Below are 24,116 nucleotides of genomic sequence, written 5' to 3'. Positions count from 1 at the left end.
TTTGACCGCTGCTCGCCCGTCGCAGGCTCCGGGCGTTCGTCACTCGAAAAGCCAAGCAATTGGCTTTTCGTCCGCTGCGCGGACCGTTCCTCACCCACCAAAACTGCCGAGCGCGCTTGGCTGCATGTAGTTGCGGCCGACATAGAGCAACGCCGCTTCTTCGCTGCCGTGGCGGATGTCGACGACGCGGCCGAACATCACATTGTGCGTGCCGACCTTGTTCACCGCGCCGATCTCGCAATCGAAGCTGACGATGGCGTCGAGAAGCGCCGGCATGCCGGACGGCATCGTCTGCCATCTGGCGGCACTGTAGCGCTCGGCCATGTCTCGGATCGCGCCCGCGAACTTGCCGGCGAGGTGCATGTGAAGCTGGGTCAACACGTTGACGCAGAAGCGCTTGTTGGCCAGGAACATGCCGGTCTGCGCGGAGCGTTCATTCATGCAGACAAGCAGCGTCGGTGGATCATCGGAAACGCTGCACATGGCGGTGGCGGTGAAGCCGCCGCGCCCGGCCGGACCGTCGGTGGTGACGATGTTGACCGGCGCGCAGACCCGCGCCATGGCCTCGCGGAATTCCAGCCTCGCGACCTGAACCTCCATGCCTCGGCCCTCAGCTTGCACTCGGCGGCAGCGGCGGCAACCAGGTGTCGCCGGTCCAGCCTGTCTCGTCATAGTCGGCCATGCAGGTGTCGACCAGTTCTTCCATCTGCTTCAGCCGGCCGCCGCGCTCGGCGCCCTTCAGCACCTGCAGCCGCACCTCTTCCGGGGCGCCGGCATAATTGAGCTCGTAGAGCGCATGGCGTCCGCCGAATTCGGTGCCGGTCGCGTCCCACAAGAGCTTCATGATCTTGATGCGCTCGACATGGCCCATGTCGTTGGAGCCGCGCACATATTGGGCGAGGTAGCGGTCGATTTCCGGGTTGGCGAAATCCTTCACCGAGGAGGGCAGGTAGATCAGGCCAGACGCGATCACCCGGCGTACCGTGTCGATGACGCGCGGATAGGCTTCCGACATGAAGGTGCGATAGGCGAGCGCGGCCTCGAGGTTGGGCAGCACGGCGCCATCGGCCCAGGGGATGGGGTTGTGCGCCATGGCGTTGGAAAAGCTCCAGAACATGTGGCGCAGCGCGATCACCTCGCCAAGTGCGGCCTGGTTGCCGCGAAACGCGTCGCCGCCGGTGGCCCGTAGCGCCTTGGCGAGAAGGCCGGCTAGAAAATCGAGCTTGACGGAAAAGCGTGTGCAGCCCTGGAAGCAATAACCGTGCATGAAGCCGGACGCCGGATGGAACGACAGGATCTTCTGCGCATCGCGCAGCACCAGCACGTCCTCCCAGGGGATGAAGACGTTGTCGAGCACCAGGATCGCGTCGTTCTCGTCGAAGCGCGACGACAGCGGGTAGTCGAAGGGTGTTCCCACCGTGTTGGCTGTCTGCTCGTAGGAAACACGGCAGAACATCTTTATCCCCGGCTTATTCATCGGCACGATGAACATCACCGATAGCGATGGGTCTTCCGTAACCGTCGCCGAACTCTGCGCCAGGAAATTGTAGTGGGTCAGCGCCGACGACGTCGCCACCACCTTGGCACCGGAGACCCAGATGCCGGCGTCGCTCTCCTTGGTGATGTGCACGAACACGTCCTTCACCTGCTCGGCCGGCTTGTGGCGGTCGATGGGCGGGTTGACGATGGCATGGTTCATGAACAGCACGGCTTCCTGCGCTCTGCTGTGCCAGGCCCGCGCATTGTCCTTGAAGGGGCCGTACCACTCGGCATTGGCGCCGAGCGTGTTCATCAGCGCCGCCTTGTAATCAGGCGTGCGCCCCATCCATCCGTAGGACATGCGCGACCAGTCCGCGATCGCCGCCTGCTGCGCAACAAGGTCGCTGGAAGACTTGGCGACGCGAAAATACTTGTGCGTGTAGCCGCCCGACCCGGTATCCGTCGGGGAGGTGAGCGCCGCCTGTCGCGCCGGGTCGTGCAGCGCGTCATACAGGCGGGCAAGCGAGCGCGCCGAATTGCGCATCGCCGGGTGCGTGGTCACATCGGCGACCCGCTCGCCGTTGATGTAGACCTCGCGCCCGTCGCGCAGGCTGTGCAGATATTCTTCACCAGTAAACGGCCGCGTCTTGTCGGCCCGGAAATCTTCCGATCGCATCATCATCCTCCCTGGATGCCCAGACAGTAGCCCGCCACGCCACAATGGTTTATGGACGAAAAGCCAAAACAGCTTGGACTTTTTCCGGAGGATCATGAGCAAGACAGCCATCCCGGAATTCTTCGTCTATGGCGAGCCGGCGCAAGCTCTCGACGTGGGCTTCCTGCATGTCGAGACCGTTCTGGCGCGCGCGTCCGTACATCGCGGCCAGGTTCAGGCGCACAAACATCCGCAAATGGCGCAGATCACCTTCTGGATCAGCGGCAGCGGCACGTACCGGATCGAGGACGAGACCTGGAGTTTTTCGGCGCCAACGGTGAGTTTCATGCCGAGCGGCGTGGTGCACGGCTTCTCCATCGAGCCTGGCACCGACGCCATCGTGATTTCCATCGCGGATGCCGCGCTGGGCGGGGTCGCCGAGCATTCCCTGCTGCCGCTCGACCAGCCGGTCTTCGTCACCGGTCGCGGCGAAGCCACCCTTTGGGACAAGCTCGCAGGCATTATCGGCATGATCCAGTCGGAATATGCCGAAGCATTGCCCGGCTTGGAGAAAATCCTGCCGCCGCTGATTGCCGTGGCGCTGTCGGGGATTGCTCGCCTTGATGCCGACTCCCATTCCGTGGCCGTGCCGACGGCAGTGGCGCTGGCTGGCCGTTTGCGCCGGCTGATCGACCGGCATTTTCGCGACGACTGGCCAGTCGAACGCTATGTCGAGACACTCGGCACGACGCGCCATCTGCTCGACAAAGCCGCGCGGCAAGTCTTGGGAACAGGTGTTCGACAAGCGGTCAGCGAACGGAGGCTGATCGAGGCCAAGCGCCTGCTTCTGTTCACCGTGCGCCCGGTCGAGGACATCGCCTATGAGACGGGCTTCAATGACCCCGCCTATTTCTCGCGCTTCTTCCACGCTGCCGCTGGGATGTCGCCAGCGGCTTGGCGGCGGGAGAGGCTGGAGAAGGCAGTAGGCAGTAGGCAGTAGGCAGTAGGCAGTAGGCAGTAGGCAGTAGGCAGTAGGCAGTAGGCTCTTCTTTCCTTGCCCCTATTGCCTACTGCCTAATCCCTACCCCCTAGGCTGCCGCAGCAGCCACAAGCCCCGCATCGAGCCCTTCCGCGATCTTCGCCACATCAGCGGACGAGATGATCAGCGGTGGCGACAGGATGATGCCATTGCCGGAGACGCGCAGCATGACGCCGGCCGCATAGGCGGCGTCAGCGACGGCAGCCATCGTCTTCTTGTCGGCCGGCTTCTTGGTGGCGCGGTCGGAGACCAGTTCGAGCGCCGCCATCAATCCCTTGTAACGGACATCGCCGACCACCGCGTGCTTGGCCTTCAGCGCTTCCAGTGCCTTGCCCAGTTCGACGCCGCGCGCAGCGGCATTGTCATGCAGGGCCAGCCGCTTCGTCTCGGCCAGTGCCGCCAGCCCGGCCGCGCAGCCGACCGGGTGGCCGGAATAGGTATAGCCGTGGCCGATCGCGCCAAAACTGGTCTTGTCGGCTTCGAACACCTCGGCGACCTTGCCGCTGATCATCGTCGCGCCGAGCGGGAAATAGCCGGAGGTGATGGCCTTGGCGATGGTCATGAAATCCGGCTTCGTGCCGGAAAGACGCGAACCCGACCAGGCGCCGGTGCGGCCGAAGCCCGTCACCACTTCGTCGGCGATCAGCAGGATCTCGTGGCGGTCGCAGATGGCGCGCACCATCGGCATGAAGCTTTCGTGCGGAACGATGACGCCGCCAGCGCCAAGCACCGGCTCCATGATGAAGGCGGCGATGGTGTCGCCGCCCTGGAAGGCGATCTCGTCCTCGATCGCCCGCGCGCAGAGCTTGGCCAGCTTCGCAGGGTCAGTCTCGTCGAACGGGTTGCGGTAGGTCCAGGGTGCTGGCGTATGGAAGACGCCTGGCATCAGCGGCTCGTAGTTGCGACGGAAGTTGGCATTGCCGTTGACCGAGGCGCCGCCGAAATGCGTGCCGTGATAGCCTTTTTTGAGGGCCATGAATTTGGTCCGGTCACCCTGGCCCCGGATCTTCCAGTATTGCCGGGAAAGCCGCAGCGCCGTCTCCACCGAATCCGATCCGCCGGAGGTGAAGAAGGCCCTGACCATGCCCTCCGGCGCGAACCAGTCGCACAGCTCATAGGCAAGTTCGATCGACGGTCCGGTCGAGGTGCCGCGAAAGCCGGAATAATAGGGCAGGGCGTCGAGTTGGGTCGCCATCGCCTTCTTGATCGGGTCGCAGCTGTAACCAAGGTTGACGTTCCACAATCCGCCGACGGCGTCGAGCACGGTGCGCCCGTCGATATCGGTCACCGAGACCCCGTCGCCCTTCATGATGATCCTGGGCGGTGTCGCCCGCATCTCGGCCGGATGCGCCATCGGGTGCCAGATCGGCTTTGCATTGTTCTCGGTGAGGAAATTGATGTCGCGCATCAAGGGAACTCCGGTTTTCTGGATTATGAGATGGTAAGGCCGAAATGCGCCAGCGCCTCGGCATAGCTTCGCGCGGGCCGGGCTACGTCGAAATGCACGGTCAGCATTCCCGCCGCCACAGCGCCGTCGACATTGCGCTTCTGGTCGTCGACGAAGACGCAAGCCGCGGCCGGCAGCCCCAGCGCTTCGCTTGCCATTGCATAGGCGCGCGGATCGGGCTTGAGGATTTTCGTATAGGTCGCGTCGATGATGGTTTCGAACAGGGACAAAAGCGGCAGGCGTTCGCGGAATGCCTTGCCGTAGAACAGGTCGAGTTCATTGGAGAGGATGGCGAGCCGGATGCCAGCGGCGTGTGCCGCGCGGATCGCGCGATCGGCTTCCGGCCGCACCACGGCCTGCGGATCGGCGCCGCGTGCGCGCTGCACGAAGGTCGACATGTCGTCCCAGTCCTCGCCGACGAGACGCCCGACTTCCCGTGTGCGGCTCCGCCAATAGTCGCGCTCGCTGATCTCGTCGGCCTGCATCCTCAGCCACAGCGGATCGGACGCCGGCTCGAACGGTCCGCGCCAGTCGAGCGTGCCGGCGGGCAGCCCCAGCGCGCGTTCGGTGAGCGCATGCGTCTCGAACAGCGTGCGGGTGACGACGCCGCCGAAATCGAGCACCAACGCCTTGGGCTTCTGGTCGGTCATGCGGCTTTCCTGTCGCCGGGCACGCCTGGCGGAATGATGCCTTCGGCAACCCAGCGGTCGAAGATCTCCAGTGCCTTGGCGCTGAACTCTGCGTCATTGATGTGGCCAGCAATCTCGTGCAACTCGGCATTGGCGGGCACGCTGATGCGCATCTCCTGGATGAAAGCCAGGAGCGCTTCCGGTTCGTGCAGCGGCTCGCCATGCTGGTCCCATTGCTGGATGCCGCCGACAGGCAGGATGAAAGCCGTCGAACCCTTGGAAGCAGCCAGCTTGTCGCCGATGGCCCGCGCGATCGCCCTGCGCGTTTCACCATCGGACGTAACCGAGGCAAGCAGGCGATTGTGAGCGTGATACGGTCGCTCGGCAAAGCGGGCGGGCACCGCTTGCCATGTGGGAAAGTCGACCATGTCGATGGCGCCGGGAGCGACGATCTGGGGGATGGCCTGCCGTCCGGCATTCTCCAGCCGGTCGATGCCCGAATTCACCACCGAACCGGTGAGATGATTGGCGAGTTCCTGCAGGCTGAAATCCATGACCGCGACGAAACCGCGTTGTGCGGCGATCGCCTCCAGCGCCCGTCCGCCCATGCCGGTGGTGTGGAAGACGACGACTTCATAGCCGCGCCTCTCCAGTTCCGGCTTCAAGGTCACCATGTAATGCAGGCAGCTCTTGCCGAGCGAGCTCATGCCGACCATCGGCCGCACCGCATCGGGCTTGATCGCGGCGCTGGCGGCGCCGACGACCGCGCCGCAGGCTTGCGACAGCACTGCCTTGCAGGTGCTGTTCAGGCCATAGAGGCCGCCCGCCCACAGGATCATCATCAGATCGGTGGCGATCCGCTCCGGCGGTATCAGATGCGAAAAGGCAATGGTCGAGACGACGAATTTCGGCACGCCGAGCGGCAGCGTCAGGGCGACGTCAAGCGCGAGGTCGGTGCCCATCGTGCCGCCGAGCGCGATGAAGCCGTCGATTTCGCCCTTGTCGTAGAGGGAGCGGGCCAGCCGCGAGGCGCCCAGCGCCATCAGCGTCATCGCCGAATTCTCGTCACCGCTGCCGATGATCGCCTCGATGCTCGTATCCGCGGCCCTGGCCACGGCATGCCTGTCATGTGCCGGCCTGTATGGCGGGTCGCCGAGCACGCTGACATCCATCATGACGGCGATGCCGCCAACGGCCTCGATGCGCTCGCGCATGAACAGCAACTCGTCGGCCTTGGTATCGCCGGTGCCGATCACCAGGATTCGCCGTTTCTCCTCCACCGTCAGTCTCTCCCTGTAACCTGACAAACTATCACGAAGCGCGCTTGCGGGTCGGCAGGCCGCGCCGGCCGACAAGCTGCTCGCTGATGGTGCGCGCTGTCGCCATGACGCTCGCGCCATGGCGTTCGATGTCGCCCTTGTGAATCCGGGCGCGCGGCGCGGCGATCGCAATGGTGCCCATGGCCAGATCATCGGCGCCCAGGATCGGTGCGGCGACGCTCAGCACACCTTCCTCGTAGCCCTGCGAGCCGATCGAATAACCGCGAGCGCGTGCCGCGGCGACATGTTCGGCAAGCGCCATCGCGCTCGAAACGGTGAAAGGCGTGAAGGCCGGAAACGGCCCGCCGAGAATGGCGTTGCGGATACGATCCTCGGTGAAGGCCAGGAACGCGATGCCGGAAGCCGTTGCATGCATCGGCAGCAATTCGCCGAGCGGAACGCTGACGCGGTTGGCCTTGCTCGATTCGATGACATGGACGGAGATGAGGCCGCGCTTCGAATATTCGGACAGGTGCACCGTTTCGCCGGTCTCCGTGGCCAATGCCTCGACCATCGGTATAGCCGTTCGCAAGAACGGGAACTGCGCTTCGCGCATCATGGCCAGCCGGGCGACGCCGGCGCCCAGCCTGTAGAGGCGGGTGCCTTCATCCTGCTCCACCAGATCGTGTTCGATGAGCGAGATCAGCAGGCGGCGCGCCGTCGCCTTGTCGAATCCGGTGCGCTTGGCGAGATCGGCAAGCGCGATCTCGGGCTCGCCCTGGCCGAGCATTTCCAGCAGCGAAATGGCCTTGGCCACCGTGCTCATGCGTCCTTGATCCTCCCACAGATACTTAACGTGCGAATTAACTTGACAGGAGTTGGGTTCGTTTGCAAGTCTATATTCGAAATGTCGTTCCAAATAACGAAACGGTGATGGCCCACAGAAGGCCGAGGCATTTCAGGGACACTTGTTTCCGCAGCGCGGAATTTGGAGGGAGAAATGACGACAACAGTTGAAGTCGGCGAAGTGAACCGGCTGAGGAAGAACAGTCTTGGCGTCGGCGCCATCACCTTCATGGTGATTTCGGCGGCGGCTCCGCTCACGGCGGTGGCCGGCGGCACGCCGCTCGGCATGCTGATGGGCAACGGCGCGGGTTTTGCCGGCACCTATCTGATCGTGACTGTGTTGCTGCTCCTGTTCGCGGTCGGCTACGTCGCAATGTCGCGCCATGTCGGCAATGCCGGCGCCTTCTATGCTTTCGCCGCGCGCGGCCTGGGCGGCCTGGCCGGCGGCGCCACGGCGTTGATAGCCATCCTGTCCTATAATGCCATGCAGATCGGCGTCATGGGCCTGTTGGGTGCGGCGACCTCCGGGCTGTTCGCCGGCTGGGGCGTCAATCTGCCCTGGTGGGTGTGGAGTTTCATCGCCATCGCCGTCGTTGCCGTGCTCGGCTACCGACAGGTCGACCTGTCGGCCAAGATCCTGACGGTGCTGGTGCTGTGCGAATACGCGGTGGTGCTGATCCTCGACCTGACGATCCTCAAGACCGGCGGCGACAGCGGCTTGTCGGCTGCACCATTCAGTTGGAGCCAGATCACATCGGGCGCGCCCGCCATCGCCATCCTGTTCTGCTTTGCCGCGTTCATCGGCTTCGAGGCGACCACGATCTACGCCGAGGAAGCCCGTGACCCGAAGGTCACCATTCCGCGCGCGACCTACTTCTCCGTCCTGCTGATCGGCGTCTTCTACATGGTCACGGCCTGGCTGATGGCGGTCGGCGCCGGTGTCGACAAATTGCTGCCGGCGCTGCAGGGCCTGCAGGATCCGACGACCTTCCTGTTCGGCCTGTCCGACCGTTATGCCGGGACGCTGCTCACGCATGCGATGAGCATCCTGTTCGTGTCGAGCCTGTTTGCCGGCGTGCTGGCGTTCCACAATGCGGTTGCCCGCTACATCTACGTCTCGGGCCGCGAGAAGCTGCTGCCGCATTCGATCGGCGTGACGCACTCGGCGCACCAGAGCCCGCATGTCGCCTCGGTGATACAGAGCGTGCTGGCGGCCGTTGTCGTCGGCCTGTTCGCCGTGCTCGGCCTCGATCCGGTGCTGGCGCTGTTTTCCTGGCTGACCAATGTCGCGACGCTCGGCGTCATCGTCATGATGGCGGTCGCATCGCTCGCCGTGGTGATGTACTTCCGCGCCAACCCGTCGAAACAGGAGAATGCTCTGAAGACCACCATCCTGCCAGGGCTTACATTCATCGCCTTCGTCATCATCATCTATCTGATCGTGATCAATTTCGGCAGCCTTTCCGGGGCAGGCGGCTTCCTCGGCGTGTTCTTGCCGGGGCTGGTGCTGATCGCCGCGCTGGTCGGCCTGTTGCTGGCAGGCGCCTTGAAGAGCCGTGATCCTGTGGCCTTCGACAGCCTGGGCCTGCCCCTGAAGGATTGAACGAGGCCGTGGATTGAGAGGGCGGCGTGCAGCGCCGCCCTCTCATCGTGAAGGGAGTGGGGCCTTGAGCTTTGCCGAAAACATCACTGTCGAGGCGCTGGAAGCCGATCCGTACCCGATCTATGTCGAGCTCAGGCGTAGTGCGCCGGTCGCCTTCGTGCCCTCGGTCAATCTCTGGTTCGTCACCCGCTGGAAGGATGTCGAGTTCGTCGCGAAATCGCCCGACATCTTCTCCGCCGTCGTCGGCTCGTCACCCGTCGAGCGCTCCTTCGGCAAGCCGACGATCCTGACCACCGATGGCGAGACGCACAAGCAGCTGCGCCAGGGCGTTGACCCGAAATACCGGCCGCGCACCGTCGCCTCCTATGCCGGCGACCTCGTGCGATCGATCGCCGAGCCCTATCTCGACCGCATCGCAAAACAGGGTGCCGCTGAACTGATGGCCGACTATTTCGAACCGGTGTCGACGCTCAGCCTGGCGCGTTCGCTCGGTCTCGCCGACATCGACATGCCGACGCTGCGCCGCTGGTTCTACGGCCTTGCACAAGGCGCCATCAACTTCGAGAACGATCCGAAGCGGCAGGAGATCGCCGACGCCATCAGCGCCGAGGTCGGCGCCGCCATCCTGCCGACGCTGGAAAGGCTCATCCGCAAGCCCGACGATTGCGCGCTGTCGCACATGCTGCATGACGGCATGCCGGAAGGCAAAACTCGCCCGATCGATTTCCTGATGCCGAGTATCAAGGTCATCCTGCTCGGCGGCATGCAGGAGCCCGGACATGGCGCCGGTTCGATCCTGGCCGGCCTGCTCTCGCATCCCCAGCAATTGCGGCAAGTGCTCGACGACCCCGAGACCTTCGTTCCGAAAGCCGTCGATGAGGGTCTGCGCTGGGTGGCGCCGATCGGCACGCAGACGCGGCAGACGACAACAGCGGTCGAGCTTGGCGGCGCGACGATCCCGGCCGGCGCCCCGGTCGCCGCACTGGTCTCCTCGGCGAGCCGCGACGAGAGCCGCTTTGCCGATCCCGACCGCTTCGACATCAACCGCGACGAAGGCAACCACGCCGCCTTCGGTTTCGGCCATCATTTCTGTTCCGGCCGGTTTTTCGCGCGCGAGCAGATGTGCCTCGCGGTAAGGCTGCTGCTCGATCGATTCCCCGACCTCAGGCTGGTGCCCGGCAAGGAGCCGGTGTTCCGTGGCTGGGAGTTCCGGGCGCCAACCACATTGCATGTCAGTTTCGGAGCAAGTTCCCCATGATCAGTCAAAATGCCATCGACACGCTGCGCAAGGCGGAGATCGGCGCGCGCGGCCTGTTCATTGATGGCGCGCAGGCAGACGGTGCAAGCGGCGCCACTCTGCCGGTGATTTCGCCGATCGACGGCCGCGCCTTCGCCAGCATCGCCGACGGCAGTGCCGCCGATATCGACCGCGCCGTCAAATCGGCGCGCAAGGCGTTCGAGAAGGGCTCGTGGTCGCGGGCCGCCCCCGCCTTCCGCAAGAAGGTGCTGACCAAGCTCGCCGAGCTGGTCGAAAAGCATGTCGATGAACTGGCCGTGCTCGGCGTGCGCGACAACGGCACCGAGATCGGCATGGCCTACAAGGCCGAGCCGCTGTCGGCCGCAGGCACCATCCGCTACTACGCCGAGGCCATCGACAAGGTCTATGGCGAGATCGCGTCGACGGGCGAGAATGTGCTGGGACTCATCCACAAGGAGCCGCTCGGCGTCGTCGGCGCCATCGTGCCGTGGAATTTCCCGCTGATGATCTGCGCCTGGAAGATCGCACCCGCACTTGCCGCCGGCAACTGCGTGGTGGTCAAGCCGCCGGAGATCGCGTCGCTGACTCTGCTGCGGCTGGCGGAGCTGGCAGCCGAAGCCGGGCTTCCCGCTGGGGTGCTCAATGTCGTCACCGGCCGGGGCGCGGTCGCCGGCGAGGCGCTGGGCCTGCATATGGACGTCGACGCCATCGCCTTCACCGGTTCGGGGCCGGTCGGCCGGCGATTGCTCGAATACTCGGCGCGCTCCAATCTGAAGCGCGTCTTCCTCGAACTCGGCGGCAAGTCTCCCAACATCGTCTTTGCCGATGCGCCCGACCTGAAACAGGCCGCAATCGTCTCGGCCAACGGCATCTTCCGCAATTCCGGCCAGGTCTGCGTCGCCGGCTCGCGCCTGCTCGTCCAGTCGTCGGTCTATGACCGCTTCATGGACGAGCTTGTCTCGGCGACCACGCGGCTCAAGGTCGGTGACCCGCTCGATCTCGCGAGCGATGTCGGCGCGGTATCGAGTTCGCAACAACTGGACAAGAATCTTGGCTTCGTCGCCAAGGCAACCGAAGAAGGCGCAAGGCTGGTCACTGGCGGTGGACGGATCCTGGCGGAGACCGGCGGCAGCTACATGGCGCCGACGATTTTCGAGAATGTCACGCAAGGGATGCAGCTTGCGCAAGAAGAGGTGTTCGGGCCGGTGCTCGGCATCATGCGCTTCGGGACCGAAGAGGAAGCGGTGCGCCTTGCCAATTCGACCGTCTACGGGCTTGCCTCGGCGGTGTGGACCGCCAACCTTTCCACCGCGCATCGCATGGTGCGCGCCATCAATGCCGGCGTCGTCCACGTCAACACCTATGGCGGCGCCGACATCACCGTGCCGCTCGGCGGCGTCAAGCAGTCCGGCTTCGGCCGCGACAAGTCGCTGCATGCCCTGGACAAATACACCGACCTCAAGACGGCATGGATCGCGCTGGGGTAGCCCCTTGAGGAGAGGGTCGACAGCCGCCGAAGGCGGATGGACGGGTGGGGTCCGCGGCGACGCGCTCCTCGCTTCGCTCCGCAAGTGCCGTGAACAGCCCATGTGGTGGGCGATGTCCTCGGTCGACACGCCGCGCGCCAAGAGCCGGCGCCAAGGCCCTTGCGGTGAACATGCATTGACCTCTCAGACCCCCAGCGAGTAGCCGAGATCGCGCAACGGCAGTCGGCGCACGCGCTCTCCGGTGGCGGCGAAGATGGCGTTGCCAAGTGCTGGCGCCAGCGCAGGGAGGGCGGGTTCGCCCATGCCGGTCGGCGGGTTGTCCGACTGGATGAAATAGGGATCGATCGTCATTGGCGCGAAAGGCATGCGCAGGGGACCGAAGCTCCGCCAGTAGGGAACGGCCGTTCACATCTAAGGCATCGCTGCCGGCTGCCCCGAGCAATCGGTTAAGTGGAAGGATTATCGAAAACGGCTGAAATACGTCACGGCTCCCCGTTGAGCCTCGCGGAAATCACTCGCGCCGCGCTTGCGGCTGCCTGACCCTGGCTGGCCGCAATCGCGTCGTCGACGCGTGAAACCGGCGAGGCCACCGCCAGCGTTCCAAGCGGATAGCCATCCGCGCCAAGGATGGGCGCGGCGATGCTGTGCACGCCGTCCTCATAGCCCTGGGCGTTGCGCGAATAACCGCGCGATGCCGCAAGGCGTATCGCCTCCATAAGTCTGCCACGCGTCGTGACCGTATGCGTGGTGAACGCCTCCAGTGGCTTTTCGAGATAGGCCTCAACCGTCTCAGGGCGCGAGGAGCCGAGGAAGGCGATGCCGGACGCCGTGCCGTGCAGCGGCAGCACCTGCCCGACATCGACATTGACGCGGTTGGCCTTTGCGGAAAGCTCGACATGCACCGTCAGCAGAGCGCCGGCGCTGAATTCCGACAGGTGCACGGTTTCGCCGGTCTCGACGGAAAGCTTCCGCACGATCGGCGCGGCGACGCGGACAAAGGGAAAGTGCGCGTCGCGGATTCGGGCAAGCCGCGACAGGCCGGCGCCGAGGCGGTAGCGGCGGCTTGCCGGCTCCTGCTCGATGAGACGATGGCCGGCGAGCGACATGAGCAGCCGCCTGGCCGTGGCCTTGTCGAGACCGGCCTTGCGGGCAAGATCGGAGAGGCCGATTTCCGGTTCCGCCAGCGTGAACAGCTCCAGCAATGAAATCGCCTTGCCGACTGTGCTCATCCTGAATTCTCCGAGATAGTTCGCGTGTGAATTAACTTGACAGGGGATGATCTACCTTGCAGTCTGTCTATAACATACAAAATACTGGTTCAAATAATGAACCGAATTGGGAGCCATTTTTTTGCACCCCCAGATTTTATCGCGCCCATGAAGCGACGGCGCACAAGGGAGACTTTGGGCCGTGACGGCTGCCAGCAGACAAGACACGCATCCCGCAACAATCAGCGACCTGCTCGACCGCGAGCAGCAACGCTTCCGGCTGACGCATCCGCTTTCGGCGGCGGCCTGGGAGGAAGGCAAACGGCATTTCCTCTATGGCGCGCCATCGCACTGGATGCGCCGCTGGGCCGGCGGCTTCCCGGTCTACGCCGCCGAGGCGAAGGGCGCCCATATTCGAGACATAGACGGGCACGACTACATCGACTTCGCCCTTGGCGACACCGGCGGCATGTGCGGCCATGCGCCGGAGGCGGTGACCCGTGCTGCCGTGCGTCAGCTGCAGAACGGCACCACGATGATGCTGCCCACGCAGGACAGCCTGTGGGTCGGCGCCGAGTTGCACCGGCGTTTTGGGCTGCCCTATTGGACGTTCACCACCTCGGCGACCGACGCCAATCGTGGCGCCATTCGCATCGCCCGCATGATCACCGGCCGCGACAAGGTTCTGGTCTTCTCCGGCTGCTACCACGGCGGCGTCGAGGAGGCGCATGTCGAGATCCGCGACGGTCGCATCGGCATGCGCAACATGATCCATCCCAACGGCGTCGACCATTCCGCTGTCTCCAGGGTGGTCGAGTTCAATGACGTAGTGGCGCTCGAGGAGGCGCTTTCGCATAGCGACGTCGCCTGCGTGCTGACCGAGCCGCTGATGACGAATTTCGGCATGATCCCGGTCGCTGACGGCTTTCACGCCGCATTGCGCGAGATCACCCGCCGCACCGGCACCATGCTCATCATCGACGAGACGCACACGATCTCCAGCGGTCCCGGCGGTTATTCATCCGAGCATGGGCTGGAACCGGACATACTGGTGGCGGGCAAGGCCATCGCCGGCGGCATTCCGGCGGGCATCTTCGGCGTCTCGCAAGAGATCGCCGAGCGGTTGTGGGCGATCGTGCCGATGGTCAATCCACGCGTGCGCCAGTCGGCGCATCTCGGCATCGGCGGCACGCTGGCCGGCAACGCGCTCACCGTCGCCACCATGCGCGCGGTGCTGGAAGAGGTGCTGACGCCAGCCAATTTCGAAGTGATGATCGGCAATGCCTCGCGGCTGGCCGAGGCCGCGCGCACGATCATCGCCACCAACGGCCTGCCTTGGCACGTGACACAGATCGGCGCCCGCGCCGAAATCATGTTCATGCCGCATCCGCCGCGGAACGGCGCCGAAGTCATCGCCAGCCGGCGCGGCGATCTCGAGACGCTGCTGCATGCCTTCTACATGAACGAGGGAATTCTGGTGACGCCGTTCCACACCATGTTCCTGATGTGCCCGGCAACCACATCCGCCGACGTCGACCGCCATGCCGACGTCTTCGAACGCTTCATCGGGCTGCTCCGCGCTGCTGGGGTCGTCTGAGCGATGGCGCAGCCGTTCGACCTCACGGGCAAGGTGGCGCTGGTGACCGGCGGCGGACGCGGCATCGGTGCCGCGATCGTCACCCGCTTCGCCGAGGCCGGTGCGTCCGTCGTAATAGCCAACCGCACTGTCGATGTCGCGCAGGCGCTGGCAACTGAGCTATCCGGCCGCAAGTTCGGCGCGCGCGCCGTTCCGCTCGACGGTCTCGACCGCGCTACGCTGCATGGGCTGGTCGACGAGATCGTACGACAGGAAGGCAGGCTCGACATCGTCGTGCACAATGCGGGCGGCTGCCCCTGGGCCTCGATCGACGAGCTGGATGAGGACAAGCTTGAAGAGGCACTGTCGCTCAACCTGAAGGCCTGCTTCTGGCTGGCGCAAGCGGCGGCTCCGGTCATGCGCCGGAACGGCTTTGGCCGCATCCTCGTCACCTCTTCCGTGTCGGCCCGCGTGGCCATGGCGGGCGGCACCCACTATTCGGCGGCCAAGGCGGGCGTCAACGCCTTCATCCGGGGGGCCGCCTTCGAATTCGCGCGCGACGGCATCACCGTCAACGGCGTCGAGCCGGGTTTCATCGCCAAGCCCGGTCGCGGCAAGATGAGCGCGCCCGAAATAGCCGGCCGGCTCGCCCGCCATATCCCCGTCGGTCATCTCGGCGAAGCCGACGACATCGCCTTCGCCATGCTCTACCTCGCTTCGGAACAGGCTGGATACATGACCGGGCAGACGATGATCGTCGATGGCGGTTCGACCTTGCCGGAGACCGGCTTCGCGGTCGAGCGGCACTGGGGGCTGGGATGAGTGGGGCTGGCATGAGTGGGGCAGGAATGAGCCGGCGTGTTGACGGCCGCAAGGCGCTGGTCACCGGCGCCGCCACAGGCATGGGCCGGGCGACAGCCGAACTGTTCGGGCGGCATGGCGCCAAAATCGTCGTCTTCGGCCTCGGCGGCGAAACGCTGGACGTCGCCGCGGAAGCCAGCGGCGGTATCGCCGTGCGAGGCGATATCACCAGCGCTGCCGACGTGGCGCGTGCCATCGACGCCTGCGGCGGCCAGCTCGATATCGTCGTCAACGCGGCGGGGCTGATGATCCTCGACGAACCGGAGAGCCTGAGCGACGAGACTTGGGAACGCAGCTTCGCCGTCAATGTGACCGGCGCCATGATGGTCTGCCGCGCAGCACTGCCGTTGCTGAAACAGCGGGGCGGTTCGATCGTCAACATCGCCTCGGTCGGCGCCTTCAACGCCAGCGGCCAGAACGCCGCCTATTCGGCGAGCAAGGCCGCACTCGTCTCCTACACCCGCTCGCTGGCCTATGCGCACGGGCCTGACGGCATCCGTGCCAATGCGGTGGCGCCGGGCTGGGTACGCACGCCGATGAGCGTGCAGGAGATGGAGGCGGCAGCGGCCGTCAACGGTTCGACGCCCGACGAGGAGTTTGCCGCGCTGACCGGCCGCATAGCGCTCAGGCGCGTGGCCGAGCCGGCGGAGATCGCGTCCTGCTGCCTGTTTCTCGCATCCGACGACGCTTCCTTCGTCACTGGAGCCGTGCTCGTCGCCGATGGCGGCGGCCGGGCACCGACCCAGAACAGGGCGGTTTGAGGCAAACTGTGCCCGCCAGCGAGGTTGGGGGCGGTCGCGGAGTTCGACTTCGGTTGGGCTGTCAGGCCGCGTCCAGCCGGTCGCGCAGCATGCTCCAGGGCAGGAGCATGTTTGGCGCGTGCTGTATCAGGCCGTGGAACGGGATCGGCGAGGGCGGCGCGAACGGCAGCGGCAAATCACTGGCATTCGCGCCATCGGCCCAATCCGCCAGCACCTTGCCCATGGCCGTTGTCATCGCGATGCCGCGTCCATTGCAGGCAAAGCCCGCGATGAGTCCTGGCCCGAGATCGACGAGGCGCGGCAGGAAATCAGGTTCGACGGCGGCCATGCCCGACCAGCTGTATTCAAGCGGCGGGAGGTCTGGAAGGTCGAGATGCCTGCCAAGCCGCCGCCAGATCGTTTGCGGCACCCGCGCATCGGCGCCGGCGCCGAAGACATGCATGCCGCCTGATATCAGCCGGTTCGCGCTGTCGAAACGGAAGGTGAAGAGATTGCGCCTGGTGTCGCCGACGCCTTGGCCGCCAGGAAGCAGCCGGCTGCGTATCGCGCGGGGCAGCGGCGCGGTGGCGATCTGGAAGACCTTCAGCGGGAAATAGGTTCGCGAAAGCGTCGGGTCGAGTGGCCCGCCATAGGCATTGGTGGCGATCAGCACCTTTCCGGCGCGCACCGATCCCCCCGCCGTTTTCAGTCTCCAACCGTCCGCTGCACGATCGATCGACATGACCCGCGAATGCTCGAAGATCCGTGCGCCGGCCTTTTCCGCCGCATCGGCGAGGCCAACAGCATATTCGACCGGATTGAGGACGCCGCCTGAGCGGTCCATCCAGCCGCCGGCATAGCCGCGAGCGCCCGTCAGCGCTTGGACCTCGCTGGCGTTCAGCGCGACGGCCGGCCTGCCGCGTCGCGCCCACTGGTCGGCGCGCGACTTGACCTTCTCCAAGGCTTCAGGGGAATGCGCCGGCTGTATCCATCCGTTTTGCAGCGCGTCGCATGCGATGCCGTGCCGCTCGATGAGATCGAAGACGAGGTCGGCGCTGCCGGCGGCAAAATCGATCAGGCGTTCGCCGCGTTCGGGACCGAGTTGGGCTGTTACATTGACCGGATCCATCTTGGCGAAGTTCGGTACGACGAAACCGGCATTGCGGCCGGTCGCGCCCCAGGCGATGATCTCCGCTTCGAGGACGGCGACCGACAGGCCCTTCTCGGCGGTGTGCAAAGCTGTCGAAAGGCCGGAAAAGCCGCCGCCGACAATTGCCAGGTCGACATCGAGTGCGCCCGCGAGGGAAGGTCGTTCGCGGCGATCGCGGCTGACGGCATGCCAGAGCGACAGGCTGGATGGGTCGGCCATGTCTTGCGTCACTTGGCAGTGCTTTCGCCCGCAACGGCCTTCGCGGCCTTGCCGAATCTCGGGCGTCGCGGCATGTCGCCGAAAAGGCCGCCCGGCCTGACCAGAAGAATGATGCACAGCATCACGCCGATGGCGGCGATCTGCAGGGCCGCGGCGCGCGCCTGTTGCTCGGGAGGGACCAGCGCGCTCGTCGCTGCTCCAGACCCGGCCCAGATCGCCCAGACCAGGATGCTGCCGATGATAGCGCCCTTGTTGCTGCCCGAGCCGCCGACGATCAGCATCACCCAGACCTGGAAGGTCAGGATCGGCAGGTAATTGTCCGGCGCGATGAAGCCGATGAAATGTGCCTGCAGCGCGCCGGCCAGCGCCATGATGGCGCCGCCGACGGCAAAGGCCTGGACGCGGTAGAACCGGGCGCTTTTGCCCAGCGAAATCGCCGCCCGTTCATCCTCGCGCAACGCCCTCAATACGCGTCCCCAGGGGCTGCGCGACAGATGTTCCAGCGCCAGATAGACGATCAGCGTCACCGCCGAGACCACGGCAAGGTTGGACAGGTTGAACAGCAGGGGCGTTTCGGCAAGCCCACCGAAGGGGCGCGGGATGAAGCCGATGCCGAAGGGGCCGCCGGTCAGCCTCTGGGCATTCAGCGCGACGAGTTGCACGACCACGGCAACGCCGAATGTGGTGATCGCCAGATAGTCCGATCTCAGGCGCAAGGTGGCCATGCCGGTGATGGCCGCGGCGATGCCGCCCACGATCATCGCACCCAGCCAGCCGATGACGATCGGCAGGCCGAAGCCTCCCAGCCGGGCGGCGTCTTCCGGCGTGGTCAACAGGGCGGAGGTGTAGGCGCCGATCGCGACGAAGCCGGCGAGGCCGACATTGAACAGCCCGGTCAGCCCCCACTGCAGATTGAGCCCAAGCGTGATCAGCGAAAACATCAGTGCGGTGGTCAGGAAGAAGGCGCCGTAGCCGAGAAGGTCCATTATCTTTCCCTCACGCCGAAGATGCCGAAAGGCCGCACGAACAGCACCGCCATCAGGATGACGAAGGAGACGGCGGCGCGCCATTCGGCGCCGATCAGCTGCACCGCGCCTGCTTCCGCCAGGCCAATGATCAGACCGCCGAGAACGGCGCCTGGAATGCTGCCGATGCCGCCGAGGATGGCGGCCGCAAACATCGGCAACAGCATGTCGAAACCCATGAACGGGCGGATCTGCACGAGGATGCCGATCATGACGCCCGCGACACAGGCCAGCGCCCCGCCAATGATCCAGGTCATGCGCACGATCATAGCGACGTCGATGCCGACGATACGGGCCAGCGCCGCGTTCTGGCTGAACGCCTGCATGGAGCGGCCGGCTTGCGTGCGCGTCATCAGCAGGTGCACGCCGAGCACGAGCACGGCGGTGACCAGCAGCAGGGCGATCTGGTCGGGGGTGATGCGGATGCCCCAACCGACCGGCATGGCGATCTGGATGGCACGGCTGAAATAGGTCGGACGCGAGGTGAAGATGAATTCGAGCAGGCTTCTGAGTGCCATGGAAGCGCCGAAGCTGGCCATCACCACGATGATCGCCTGGCCCTGCGTCCGCAGCCGCGAGAACAGCACCTTGTCGAGCAGCAGCGCCAGCAGCGCCGTGAATGCCATGCCGACGATGACGGCGACGATCAGCGGCCAGCCAAAGGAGAGCGGCGCGATGGGCGCGATCTTGCCGAACATCGCGCCGATGGCGCTGACGACGGCGAGCGTCGCATAGGTACCCCAGGCCATGAAGTCGCCATGGGCGAAGTTCGAAAACCGCAGGATGGAATAGGTGAGTGTCACGCCGATGGCGCCAAGGCCGATCATCGATCCCGTCAGCAGTCCGTCGACGACAAATTGCAGGTTCATGCCGCGCCGCCTTTTTCAGAGTGCGGGGCTTTTCCAGAGTCCCGGGCTTCGGGGTTGAGGCGGCGTTGGCCAAGATAGAGCTCGGCGACCACCGGGTCGTTCCAGAGTTCGGAAGCAACGCCCTCGTGCCGGTCCTTGCCTTCGACCAGCACGTAGGCACGATCGCCGATGGCAAGTGCTGCCTTGGCGTTCTGCTCGACCAGCAGAATGGTGACGCCGGATTTGCGGATACCGGCCAGCATCTCGAAGACCATGGAAACGAATTTCGGCGACAAGCCGGCCGATGGCTCGTCGAGCACAAGCACCTTCGGATGTACGACCAGTGCCCGTGCCACGGCGAGCATCTGCCGCTGTCCGCCCGACAAATTGCCGGCGGCGGTCCTGCGCTGGCGCACGAGATCGGGAAAAGCCGCGTACATTTCGTCGATGCGGCCAGGGATTTCTAGCGGCTTCAGGATGCCGCAGGCGACCTTCAGATTGTCTTCGACCGACATCAGCGGAAAGATGTTTTCGGTCTGCGGCACGAAGGCAAGCCCAAGCCGAACCATCATATGGGCGGGCGCCGCCGTGATGTCCTTGCTGTCCAGAAGGACGGTGCCGGCGGTGATGGGGACAAGGCCGGCAATGGCCTTGATCAGGCTCGACTTGCCGGCGCCGTTCGGGCCGAGCACGGCGACGATCTCACCCTTTCTGACGGTGATCGACGCGCCGCGCACGATCGGTACGCCGGGCTCGTAACCGGCAACGAGATCGCGGACATCGAGGACGGTTTCGCTCATGCCGCTGCCGCCCCTCCGAGATAGGCCTCGATGACACGCGGATCGCGCGCGACCTCGTCGGCTGTGCCTTCGCAGAGCAACTGGCCGCCAGCCATGACGAGGACGCGGTCGCAGAGCCGCGTCACCATGTCGATGTTGTGCTCGATCAGCAGGAAGGTGATGCCGCGCGCGTTGATGTCGCGAATGCGGTCGATGATGACTTCGAGCAGCGTCGCGTTGACGCCCGCCGCCGGCTCGTCGAGCAGGATGATCGCCGGGTCGGCCATCATCACGCGGGCGAGCTCAAGCAGTTTGCGCTGGCCGCCGGACAGCACGCGCGCCGGTTCGTGGGCGAGGCGGGCAAGGGCGACGAGTTCAAGCAATTCGCCAGCTTTTGTTTCGGCGACCTTCTCTTCGGCCGCCACCCGCCAGGGTGTCAGGAAATTGGCCAGCAACCGTTCTCCGGACTGCCCCTGCGCGGCGAGCATGACGTTCTCGATCAGCGTCAGGTTGGGCAAGGGGCGGGGGATCTGGAATGTGCGGCCAAGGCCACGGCCGATGCGGCGGTGCGCGGCTTCGCCCGACACATTGACGCCGTTGAGGAGGATTTCGCCGCTTGTCGGCAGGATGCTGCCGGCCAGGAGGTCGAACATCGTGGTCTTGCCGGCGCCGTTAGGGCCGATAAGACCGAGTATTTCGCCCTTGCGGACCTCGAACGAGACATCGTTGACCGCGACCAGCCCGCCAAAGCGCCGGACGACATGTTTTGCCGTCAGAACCGGCGCGCGGGGTCCTCCTTCGATCGTCTCGCTCATGCATCCCTCCGGACGAAGCGGTCTTAGCCGCCTTCTTGTTTTTGATCTGTGATCACACTTGCTTTGATCACGCTAATCGGCTTTAATTTCCTCCGCAAGCCGAAAACGGGGCCGGGAATGCAAAAGGCTGCCATCGAAAAGAACAATGGGTCGATCGCAGCCCAGCTCACGCCCGTTGGTCGCGAAACCGTGCAGGATCGTGTCTATTCCGAGCTGCGCCGGGCACTGATCGGCGGTCTTTTCGAGCCGAGTCAGGTTTTGACCATCCGTGGCCTCGCCGAGGCGCTGGTCACCTCGACCATGCCGGTACGCGAGGCGCTGGGGCGACTGATCACGGAAAAGGCGCTGGAGGCGCTTCCCAACCGCTCCGTGCGGGTTCCTCCCATCACCCTGGAGCGTATGGACGATCTCCTGCGCGCCCGGTCCCTTATCGAGGGCGAAGCGATTGCGCTTGCGGCGACGCGCATGAGCCCGCGCCAGATCGCGTCCATCGAAGCCATGCTCGGCGAATGGGACGAGATGCGCGCGCTGAAGCAAAAGAAAGACGTCGACCGCGAAGCGACGCTCAACCAGAGCTTCCATTTCGAGATCTACCGCTGCTGCGGTTCGGCCGTGTTGATCCCGATGATCGAAAGCCTCTGGCTGCAATCGGGACCTTGCATCCGCGTTGCGATCTACGCCTTTTCCGAGGCCGGCGAGGTCGATACCGCCCACTATCACCGCGGCATCGTCGCAGCGCTCGCCAAGCAGGATGCGCAGGCCGCGCGAGAGGCGCTGGTGGCCGACATCAGCCGCCCCTTCGCCTTCCTGCGCGACAAGCTCCAATCCGCTAAGGACTGAATATCCGATATGACCAGCCGCGCCATCATCATCACCGAATCCCGTTCCGAACTCTCGGTCACGGCACTGCTGTTGCCGCAAAAGGCGCCTGAGAACGCCGCCTTCCTCTGGGCCTATCTCGAGCAGCCGCGCGACGTGCCGGGTATCCATGCGATGTGGACCGGCCCGGAAATCTCCTGCCCGGTCCCCGCCACGCATCTGGAGGGCCAGTCGTATGCCATGGCCCTGCCGGCGGAGAATGCGACGCTGACGCCGCAGCCCGGCGATATCGTGCTCTCCTATGTGCCGCCGCGCATGTGGGGCGGCAATCCCAATGCGATTTTCGATATCGGCCTGTTCTACGGTCAGGGCGCGCGCCTGCTCTTCCCGATCGGCTGGCTCGCCGGCAGCGTTGTCGCGCAGGTCCGCCCTGAGGACCGTGAGCGGTTCGCCGCCGCCTGCGGTATCATCCGCCGCAACGGCGCCTGCGATGTCACCTTCACCCGTGTGGAGATCTGAATGGCCGACGACAGTTTCGAACTCTTCGATCTCCGCGTCGAGGCGGTCATCCCCGATGGCAAGCCGATCTATTGCGGCGCCAAACCCGGCGACTATTTAGAACTCAAGGGGGAGATGCTGTCGATGCCGGCGGGGCAGGGGTTCTCGATCTATTCGCTTGCCGCCGTCCTGCCGCTGCTGGCGGCCAAGCAGCGCCCGACCGACAGGAATGACTGGATGACGTCGGACGCCGAGATCGCCTGCCCGGACCCGAATTGCGCCAGCCGGCTGCGCATCGTCCGAACCGGAAAACGGCGCTTCAGCCATGCTGAAACGACGGCCGTGCCGTTGCCGAAGGAGAATGAAGAGAGATGACCGCCAGGACCTTCGAACTCAGCCCGGGCTATGCGATCTCGCGCGTCATTCGCGGCGGCTGGCAGCTTGCCGGCGGGCATGGCGCGATCGATCGCGGCCAGGCGGTGAGCGACCTCATCGCAACTTTCGATGCGGGCATCTGGACCTATGACTGCGCCGATATCTATACCGGCGTCGAGGAACTGATTGGTGCCGCGCGCCTGCGGCTTGCCAGCGAGCGCGGTCTCGATGTCGCCGCCAGGATGCGGGTGCACACCAAGCTGGTGCCCGATCTCGAAAGGCTGTCGAACATCAGCCGCGACTACATCCGCGGCATCGTCGAGCAATCGCTGCGCCGGCTAAAGACCGAGCGGCTCGACCTCGTGCAGTTCCACTGGTGGGATTATGCGTTGCCCGGTTATGTCGATGCGATGGGGTGGCTCGACGAGATGCGCCGCGAGGGCAAGGTGCGCAATCTCGGCACCACCAACTTCGACACGCAGCGCCTGACCGAAATCCTCGATGCGGGTATCCCGCTGGTCAGCCAGCAACTGCAATATTCCGTGCTCGACCAGCGGCCAGCCAAAAGCCTTGCGGCACTCGCGGCCAGGAACGGCTTCAATTTCCTCTGCTACGGTTCCGTGGCGGGCGGGTTTTTGAGCGACAGGTGGCTTGGCGTTGCCGAGCCCGACATGCCGCTCGAAAACCGCTCGCTGGTCAAATACAAGCTGATCATCGATGATTTCGGCGGCTGGGAACTCTTCCAGCAACTGCTTGGCGCGCTGAAAGCCGTCGGCGATCGCCACGGGGTCGACATCGCCACCATCGCCAGCGCCTGGGTGCTCGAACAGCCGCAGGTGGCGGCCGTCATCGTTGGCGCGCGCAATCAGGCGCACGCGCTCGCCAATGCGGGGATCATGGATATCGCGCTTGATGCCGGGGATCGGGCTCGGATTGCCGCGGTCATCGCGCAAGGCAATGGTCTTGAGGGAGACGTCTACACGCTGGAGCGCGATCGTCACGGCCGCCATGGCTCGATCATGCATTACAACCTGAATGCGGGGAAGAAATGACCAGCGGACCCACTTTGTTCTCACGCGCCCGCGCCGAAATCGTCGATCTCCACCATTTCTTCTTCGAATGGTATCGAACGGTCAGTGCGGACAAGACCCATTTCGGCCGCTTCGAAAGCGTCATCGGTGACGGCTTCCGCATGATCCCGCCAAGCGGCAAGATTCTCGATCGCGATGCCGTGCTCGACTACGTCAGGGCCAACCGCGCCACATGCGGCAGCGATTTCCTGATCTCCACCGACGACATAAGGGCCGGCTGGGAAAGCGATGACACGATCATCGTCTCCTACATCGAGATACAGCACCGTGGCGGCAAGCATAGCCGCCGTCAGGCAAGCGCTGTTTTCACCACCCGTTCTTCGGCGCCCAACGGCGTCGAATGGCGGCATCTGCATGAAACCTGGCTGCAGATGCCGGAAGGCTGACAGGCTCCAGACATCGACAGACAT

Annotated in this window: 25 protein-coding genes; 12 read left to right on the top strand and 13 right to left on the bottom strand. The window is 64.8% G+C overall.

Going from position 1 to position 24,116, the window contains the following annotated elements; translation table 11 throughout:
* Nucleotides 1–90 precede the first annotated feature (90 nt).
* Nucleotides 91–600, bottom strand: coding sequence for a flavin reductase (locus ABVQ20_RS14120; protein ID WP_354460117.1), 510 nt, complete (start codon nt 598–600; stop codon nt 91–93).
* Nucleotides 601–610: 10 nt separating this feature from the next.
* Nucleotides 611–2,155, bottom strand: coding sequence for a 4-hydroxyphenylacetate 3-hydroxylase N-terminal domain-containing protein (locus ABVQ20_RS14115; protein ID WP_354460116.1), 1,545 nt, complete (start codon nt 2,153–2,155; stop codon nt 611–613).
* A gap of 94 nt (nt 2,156–2,249) precedes the next feature.
* On the opposite strand from ABVQ20_RS14115, the gene ABVQ20_RS14110 reads away from it, so the two are divergent.
* Nucleotides 2,250–3,134 carry a helix-turn-helix domain-containing protein gene (locus ABVQ20_RS14110; protein ID WP_354460115.1) on the top strand — a complete coding sequence of 295 codons (885 nt, stop codon included), beginning with the start codon at nt 2,250–2,252 and terminating at the stop codon, nt 3,132–3,134.
* A gap of 88 nt (nt 3,135–3,222) precedes the next feature.
* Here the strand turns inward: ABVQ20_RS14110 and ABVQ20_RS14105 are convergent, their stop codons facing one another.
* From ABVQ20_RS14105 to ABVQ20_RS14090, 4 genes are read right to left on the bottom strand one after another with little or no spacing between them, the layout of a single operon-like run.
* Nucleotides 3,223–4,581: an aminotransferase class III-fold pyridoxal phosphate-dependent enzyme gene (locus tag ABVQ20_RS14105; protein WP_354460114.1), complete on the bottom strand. Its 1,359-nt coding sequence runs from the start codon at nt 4,579–4,581 to the stop codon at nt 3,223–3,225.
* 23 nt (nt 4,582–4,604) lie between these two features.
* Nucleotides 4,605–5,270: an HAD-IA family hydrolase gene (locus ABVQ20_RS14100; RefSeq protein WP_354460113.1), complete on the bottom strand. Its 666-nt coding sequence runs from the start codon at nt 5,268–5,270 to the stop codon at nt 4,605–4,607.
* A complete protein-coding gene (locus ABVQ20_RS14095; protein ID WP_354460112.1) occupies nt 5,267–6,529 on the bottom strand; it encodes a Tm-1-like ATP-binding domain-containing protein in 1,263 nt (420 codons plus the stop codon). Before ABVQ20_RS14095 ends, ABVQ20_RS14100 begins: the two co-directional genes overlap by 4 nt.
* A gap of 31 nt (nt 6,530–6,560) precedes the next feature.
* Entirely contained in the window at nt 6,561–7,334 is a 774-nt protein-coding gene (locus ABVQ20_RS14090; protein WP_354460111.1) for an IclR family transcriptional regulator, read from the bottom strand.
* A gap of 174 nt (nt 7,335–7,508) precedes the next feature.
* Between ABVQ20_RS14090 and ABVQ20_RS14085 the strand changes: the two genes are divergently transcribed.
* The 3 genes from ABVQ20_RS14085 to ABVQ20_RS14075 all read left to right on the top strand — a co-directional run bounded on the left by ABVQ20_RS14085 (nt 7,509) and on the right by ABVQ20_RS14075 (nt 11,702).
* The gene (locus tag ABVQ20_RS14085; protein ID WP_354460110.1) at nt 7,509–8,957 is read left to right on the top strand and encodes an APC family permease; all 1,449 of its coding nucleotides are present in this window, start codon (nt 7,509–7,511) and stop codon (nt 8,955–8,957) included.
* Between the two features lie 64 nt (nt 8,958–9,021).
* On the top strand, nt 9,022–10,215 hold the full coding sequence (locus tag ABVQ20_RS14080) for a cytochrome P450 (protein ID WP_354460109.1): 1,194 nt from the start codon (nt 9,022–9,024) through the stop codon (nt 10,213–10,215).
* Nucleotides 10,212–11,702, top strand: a complete 1,491-nt coding sequence (locus ABVQ20_RS14075; RefSeq protein ID WP_354460108.1) for an aldehyde dehydrogenase — start codon at nt 10,212–10,214, stop codon at nt 11,700–11,702. Before ABVQ20_RS14080 ends, ABVQ20_RS14075 begins: the two co-directional genes overlap by 4 nt.
* A gap of 183 nt (nt 11,703–11,885) precedes the next feature.
* Here the strand turns inward: ABVQ20_RS14075 and ABVQ20_RS14070 are convergent, their stop codons facing one another.
* Together ABVQ20_RS14070 and ABVQ20_RS14065 are read right to left on the bottom strand one after the other, a co-directional pair.
* Nucleotides 11,886–12,068: a hypothetical protein gene (locus ABVQ20_RS14070; protein ID WP_354460107.1), complete on the bottom strand. Its 183-nt coding sequence runs from the start codon at nt 12,066–12,068 to the stop codon at nt 11,886–11,888.
* 116 nt (nt 12,069–12,184) lie between these two features.
* Nucleotides 12,185–12,931 (bottom strand): IclR family transcriptional regulator, encoded by a 747-nt coding sequence (locus ABVQ20_RS14065; protein ID WP_354460106.1) that lies wholly within the window; start codon nt 12,929–12,931, stop codon nt 12,185–12,187.
* Between the two features lie 181 nt (nt 12,932–13,112).
* Here ABVQ20_RS14065 and ABVQ20_RS14060 point away from each other — a divergent pair, with 181 nt between their 5' ends.
* Genes ABVQ20_RS14060 through ABVQ20_RS14050 form a run of 3 tightly spaced genes read left to right on the top strand, consistent with a single transcriptional unit; the run spans nt 13,113 to nt 16,108 of the window.
* Nucleotides 13,113–14,507 carry a transaminase gene (locus ABVQ20_RS14060; RefSeq protein ID WP_354460105.1) on the top strand — a complete coding sequence of 465 codons (1,395 nt, stop codon included), beginning with the start codon at nt 13,113–13,115 and terminating at the stop codon, nt 14,505–14,507.
* Nucleotides 14,508–14,510: 3 nt separating this feature from the next.
* Nucleotides 14,511–15,308, top strand: a complete 798-nt coding sequence (locus ABVQ20_RS14055) for an SDR family oxidoreductase (protein WP_354460104.1) — start codon at nt 14,511–14,513, stop codon at nt 15,306–15,308.
* Nucleotides 15,309–15,334: 26 nt separating this feature from the next.
* Complete coding sequence (locus ABVQ20_RS14050) at nt 15,335–16,108, top strand: SDR family NAD(P)-dependent oxidoreductase (protein ID WP_354460103.1); 774 nt, start codon at nt 15,335–15,337, stop codon at nt 16,106–16,108.
* A 61-nt stretch (nt 16,109–16,169) separates the two neighbouring features.
* On the opposite strand, the gene ABVQ20_RS14045 is transcribed toward ABVQ20_RS14050, so the two are convergent.
* From ABVQ20_RS14045 to ABVQ20_RS14025, 5 genes are read right to left on the bottom strand one after another with little or no spacing between them, the layout of a single operon-like run.
* Complete coding sequence (locus ABVQ20_RS14045; RefSeq protein WP_354460102.1) at nt 16,170–17,456, bottom strand: NAD(P)/FAD-dependent oxidoreductase; 1,287 nt, start codon at nt 17,454–17,456, stop codon at nt 16,170–16,172.
* An 8-nt stretch (nt 17,457–17,464) separates the two neighbouring features.
* On the bottom strand, nt 17,465–18,445 hold the full coding sequence (locus tag ABVQ20_RS14040) for a branched-chain amino acid ABC transporter permease (protein ID WP_354462177.1): 981 nt from the start codon (nt 18,443–18,445) through the stop codon (nt 17,465–17,467).
* Nucleotides 18,442–19,350, bottom strand: a complete 909-nt coding sequence (locus ABVQ20_RS14035) for a branched-chain amino acid ABC transporter permease (protein ID WP_354460101.1) — start codon at nt 19,348–19,350, stop codon at nt 18,442–18,444. Before ABVQ20_RS14035 ends, ABVQ20_RS14040 begins: the two co-directional genes overlap by 4 nt.
* Complete coding sequence (locus tag ABVQ20_RS14030; RefSeq protein ID WP_354460100.1) at nt 19,347–20,129, bottom strand: ABC transporter ATP-binding protein; 783 nt, start codon at nt 20,127–20,129, stop codon at nt 19,347–19,349. Before ABVQ20_RS14030 ends, ABVQ20_RS14035 begins: the two co-directional genes overlap by 4 nt.
* Nucleotides 20,126–20,923: an ABC transporter ATP-binding protein gene (locus ABVQ20_RS14025; protein WP_354460099.1), complete on the bottom strand. Its 798-nt coding sequence runs from the start codon at nt 20,921–20,923 to the stop codon at nt 20,126–20,128. Before ABVQ20_RS14025 ends, ABVQ20_RS14030 begins: the two co-directional genes overlap by 4 nt.
* Nucleotides 20,924–21,040: 117 nt before the next feature.
* Between ABVQ20_RS14025 and ABVQ20_RS14020 the strand changes: the two genes are divergently transcribed.
* The 5 genes from ABVQ20_RS14020 to ABVQ20_RS14000 are packed head-to-tail and all read left to right on the top strand — an operon-like array spanning nt 21,041 to nt 24,092.
* Nucleotides 21,041–21,763, top strand: coding sequence for a GntR family transcriptional regulator (locus tag ABVQ20_RS14020; protein WP_354460098.1), 723 nt, complete (start codon nt 21,041–21,043; stop codon nt 21,761–21,763).
* 9 nt (nt 21,764–21,772) lie between these two features.
* On the top strand, nt 21,773–22,261 hold the full coding sequence (locus ABVQ20_RS14015) for a DUF3830 family protein (RefSeq protein WP_354460097.1): 489 nt from the start codon (nt 21,773–21,775) through the stop codon (nt 22,259–22,261).
* Nucleotides 22,262–22,615: a TIGR04076 family protein gene (locus tag ABVQ20_RS14010; protein ID WP_354460096.1), complete on the top strand. Its 354-nt coding sequence runs from the start codon at nt 22,262–22,264 to the stop codon at nt 22,613–22,615. It begins immediately after the preceding gene.
* Nucleotides 22,612–23,667 (top strand): aldo/keto reductase, encoded by a 1,056-nt coding sequence (locus tag ABVQ20_RS14005; protein ID WP_354460095.1) that lies wholly within the window; start codon nt 22,612–22,614, stop codon nt 23,665–23,667. Before ABVQ20_RS14010 ends, ABVQ20_RS14005 begins: the two co-directional genes overlap by 4 nt.
* Nucleotides 23,664–24,092 (top strand): hypothetical protein, encoded by a 429-nt coding sequence (locus ABVQ20_RS14000; protein ID WP_354460094.1) that lies wholly within the window; start codon nt 23,664–23,666, stop codon nt 24,090–24,092. Before ABVQ20_RS14005 ends, ABVQ20_RS14000 begins: the two co-directional genes overlap by 4 nt.
* The last annotated feature ends 24 nt before the right edge of the window (nt 24,093–24,116 follow it).

This window comes from Mesorhizobium shangrilense (assembly GCF_040537815.1).
Lineage (GTDB): Bacteria > Pseudomonadota > Alphaproteobacteria > Rhizobiales > Rhizobiaceae > Mesorhizobium > Mesorhizobium shangrilense.
Note: the sequence above shows the minus strand (reverse complement) of the source record. Positions and strands in the feature narration are given on the sequence as shown.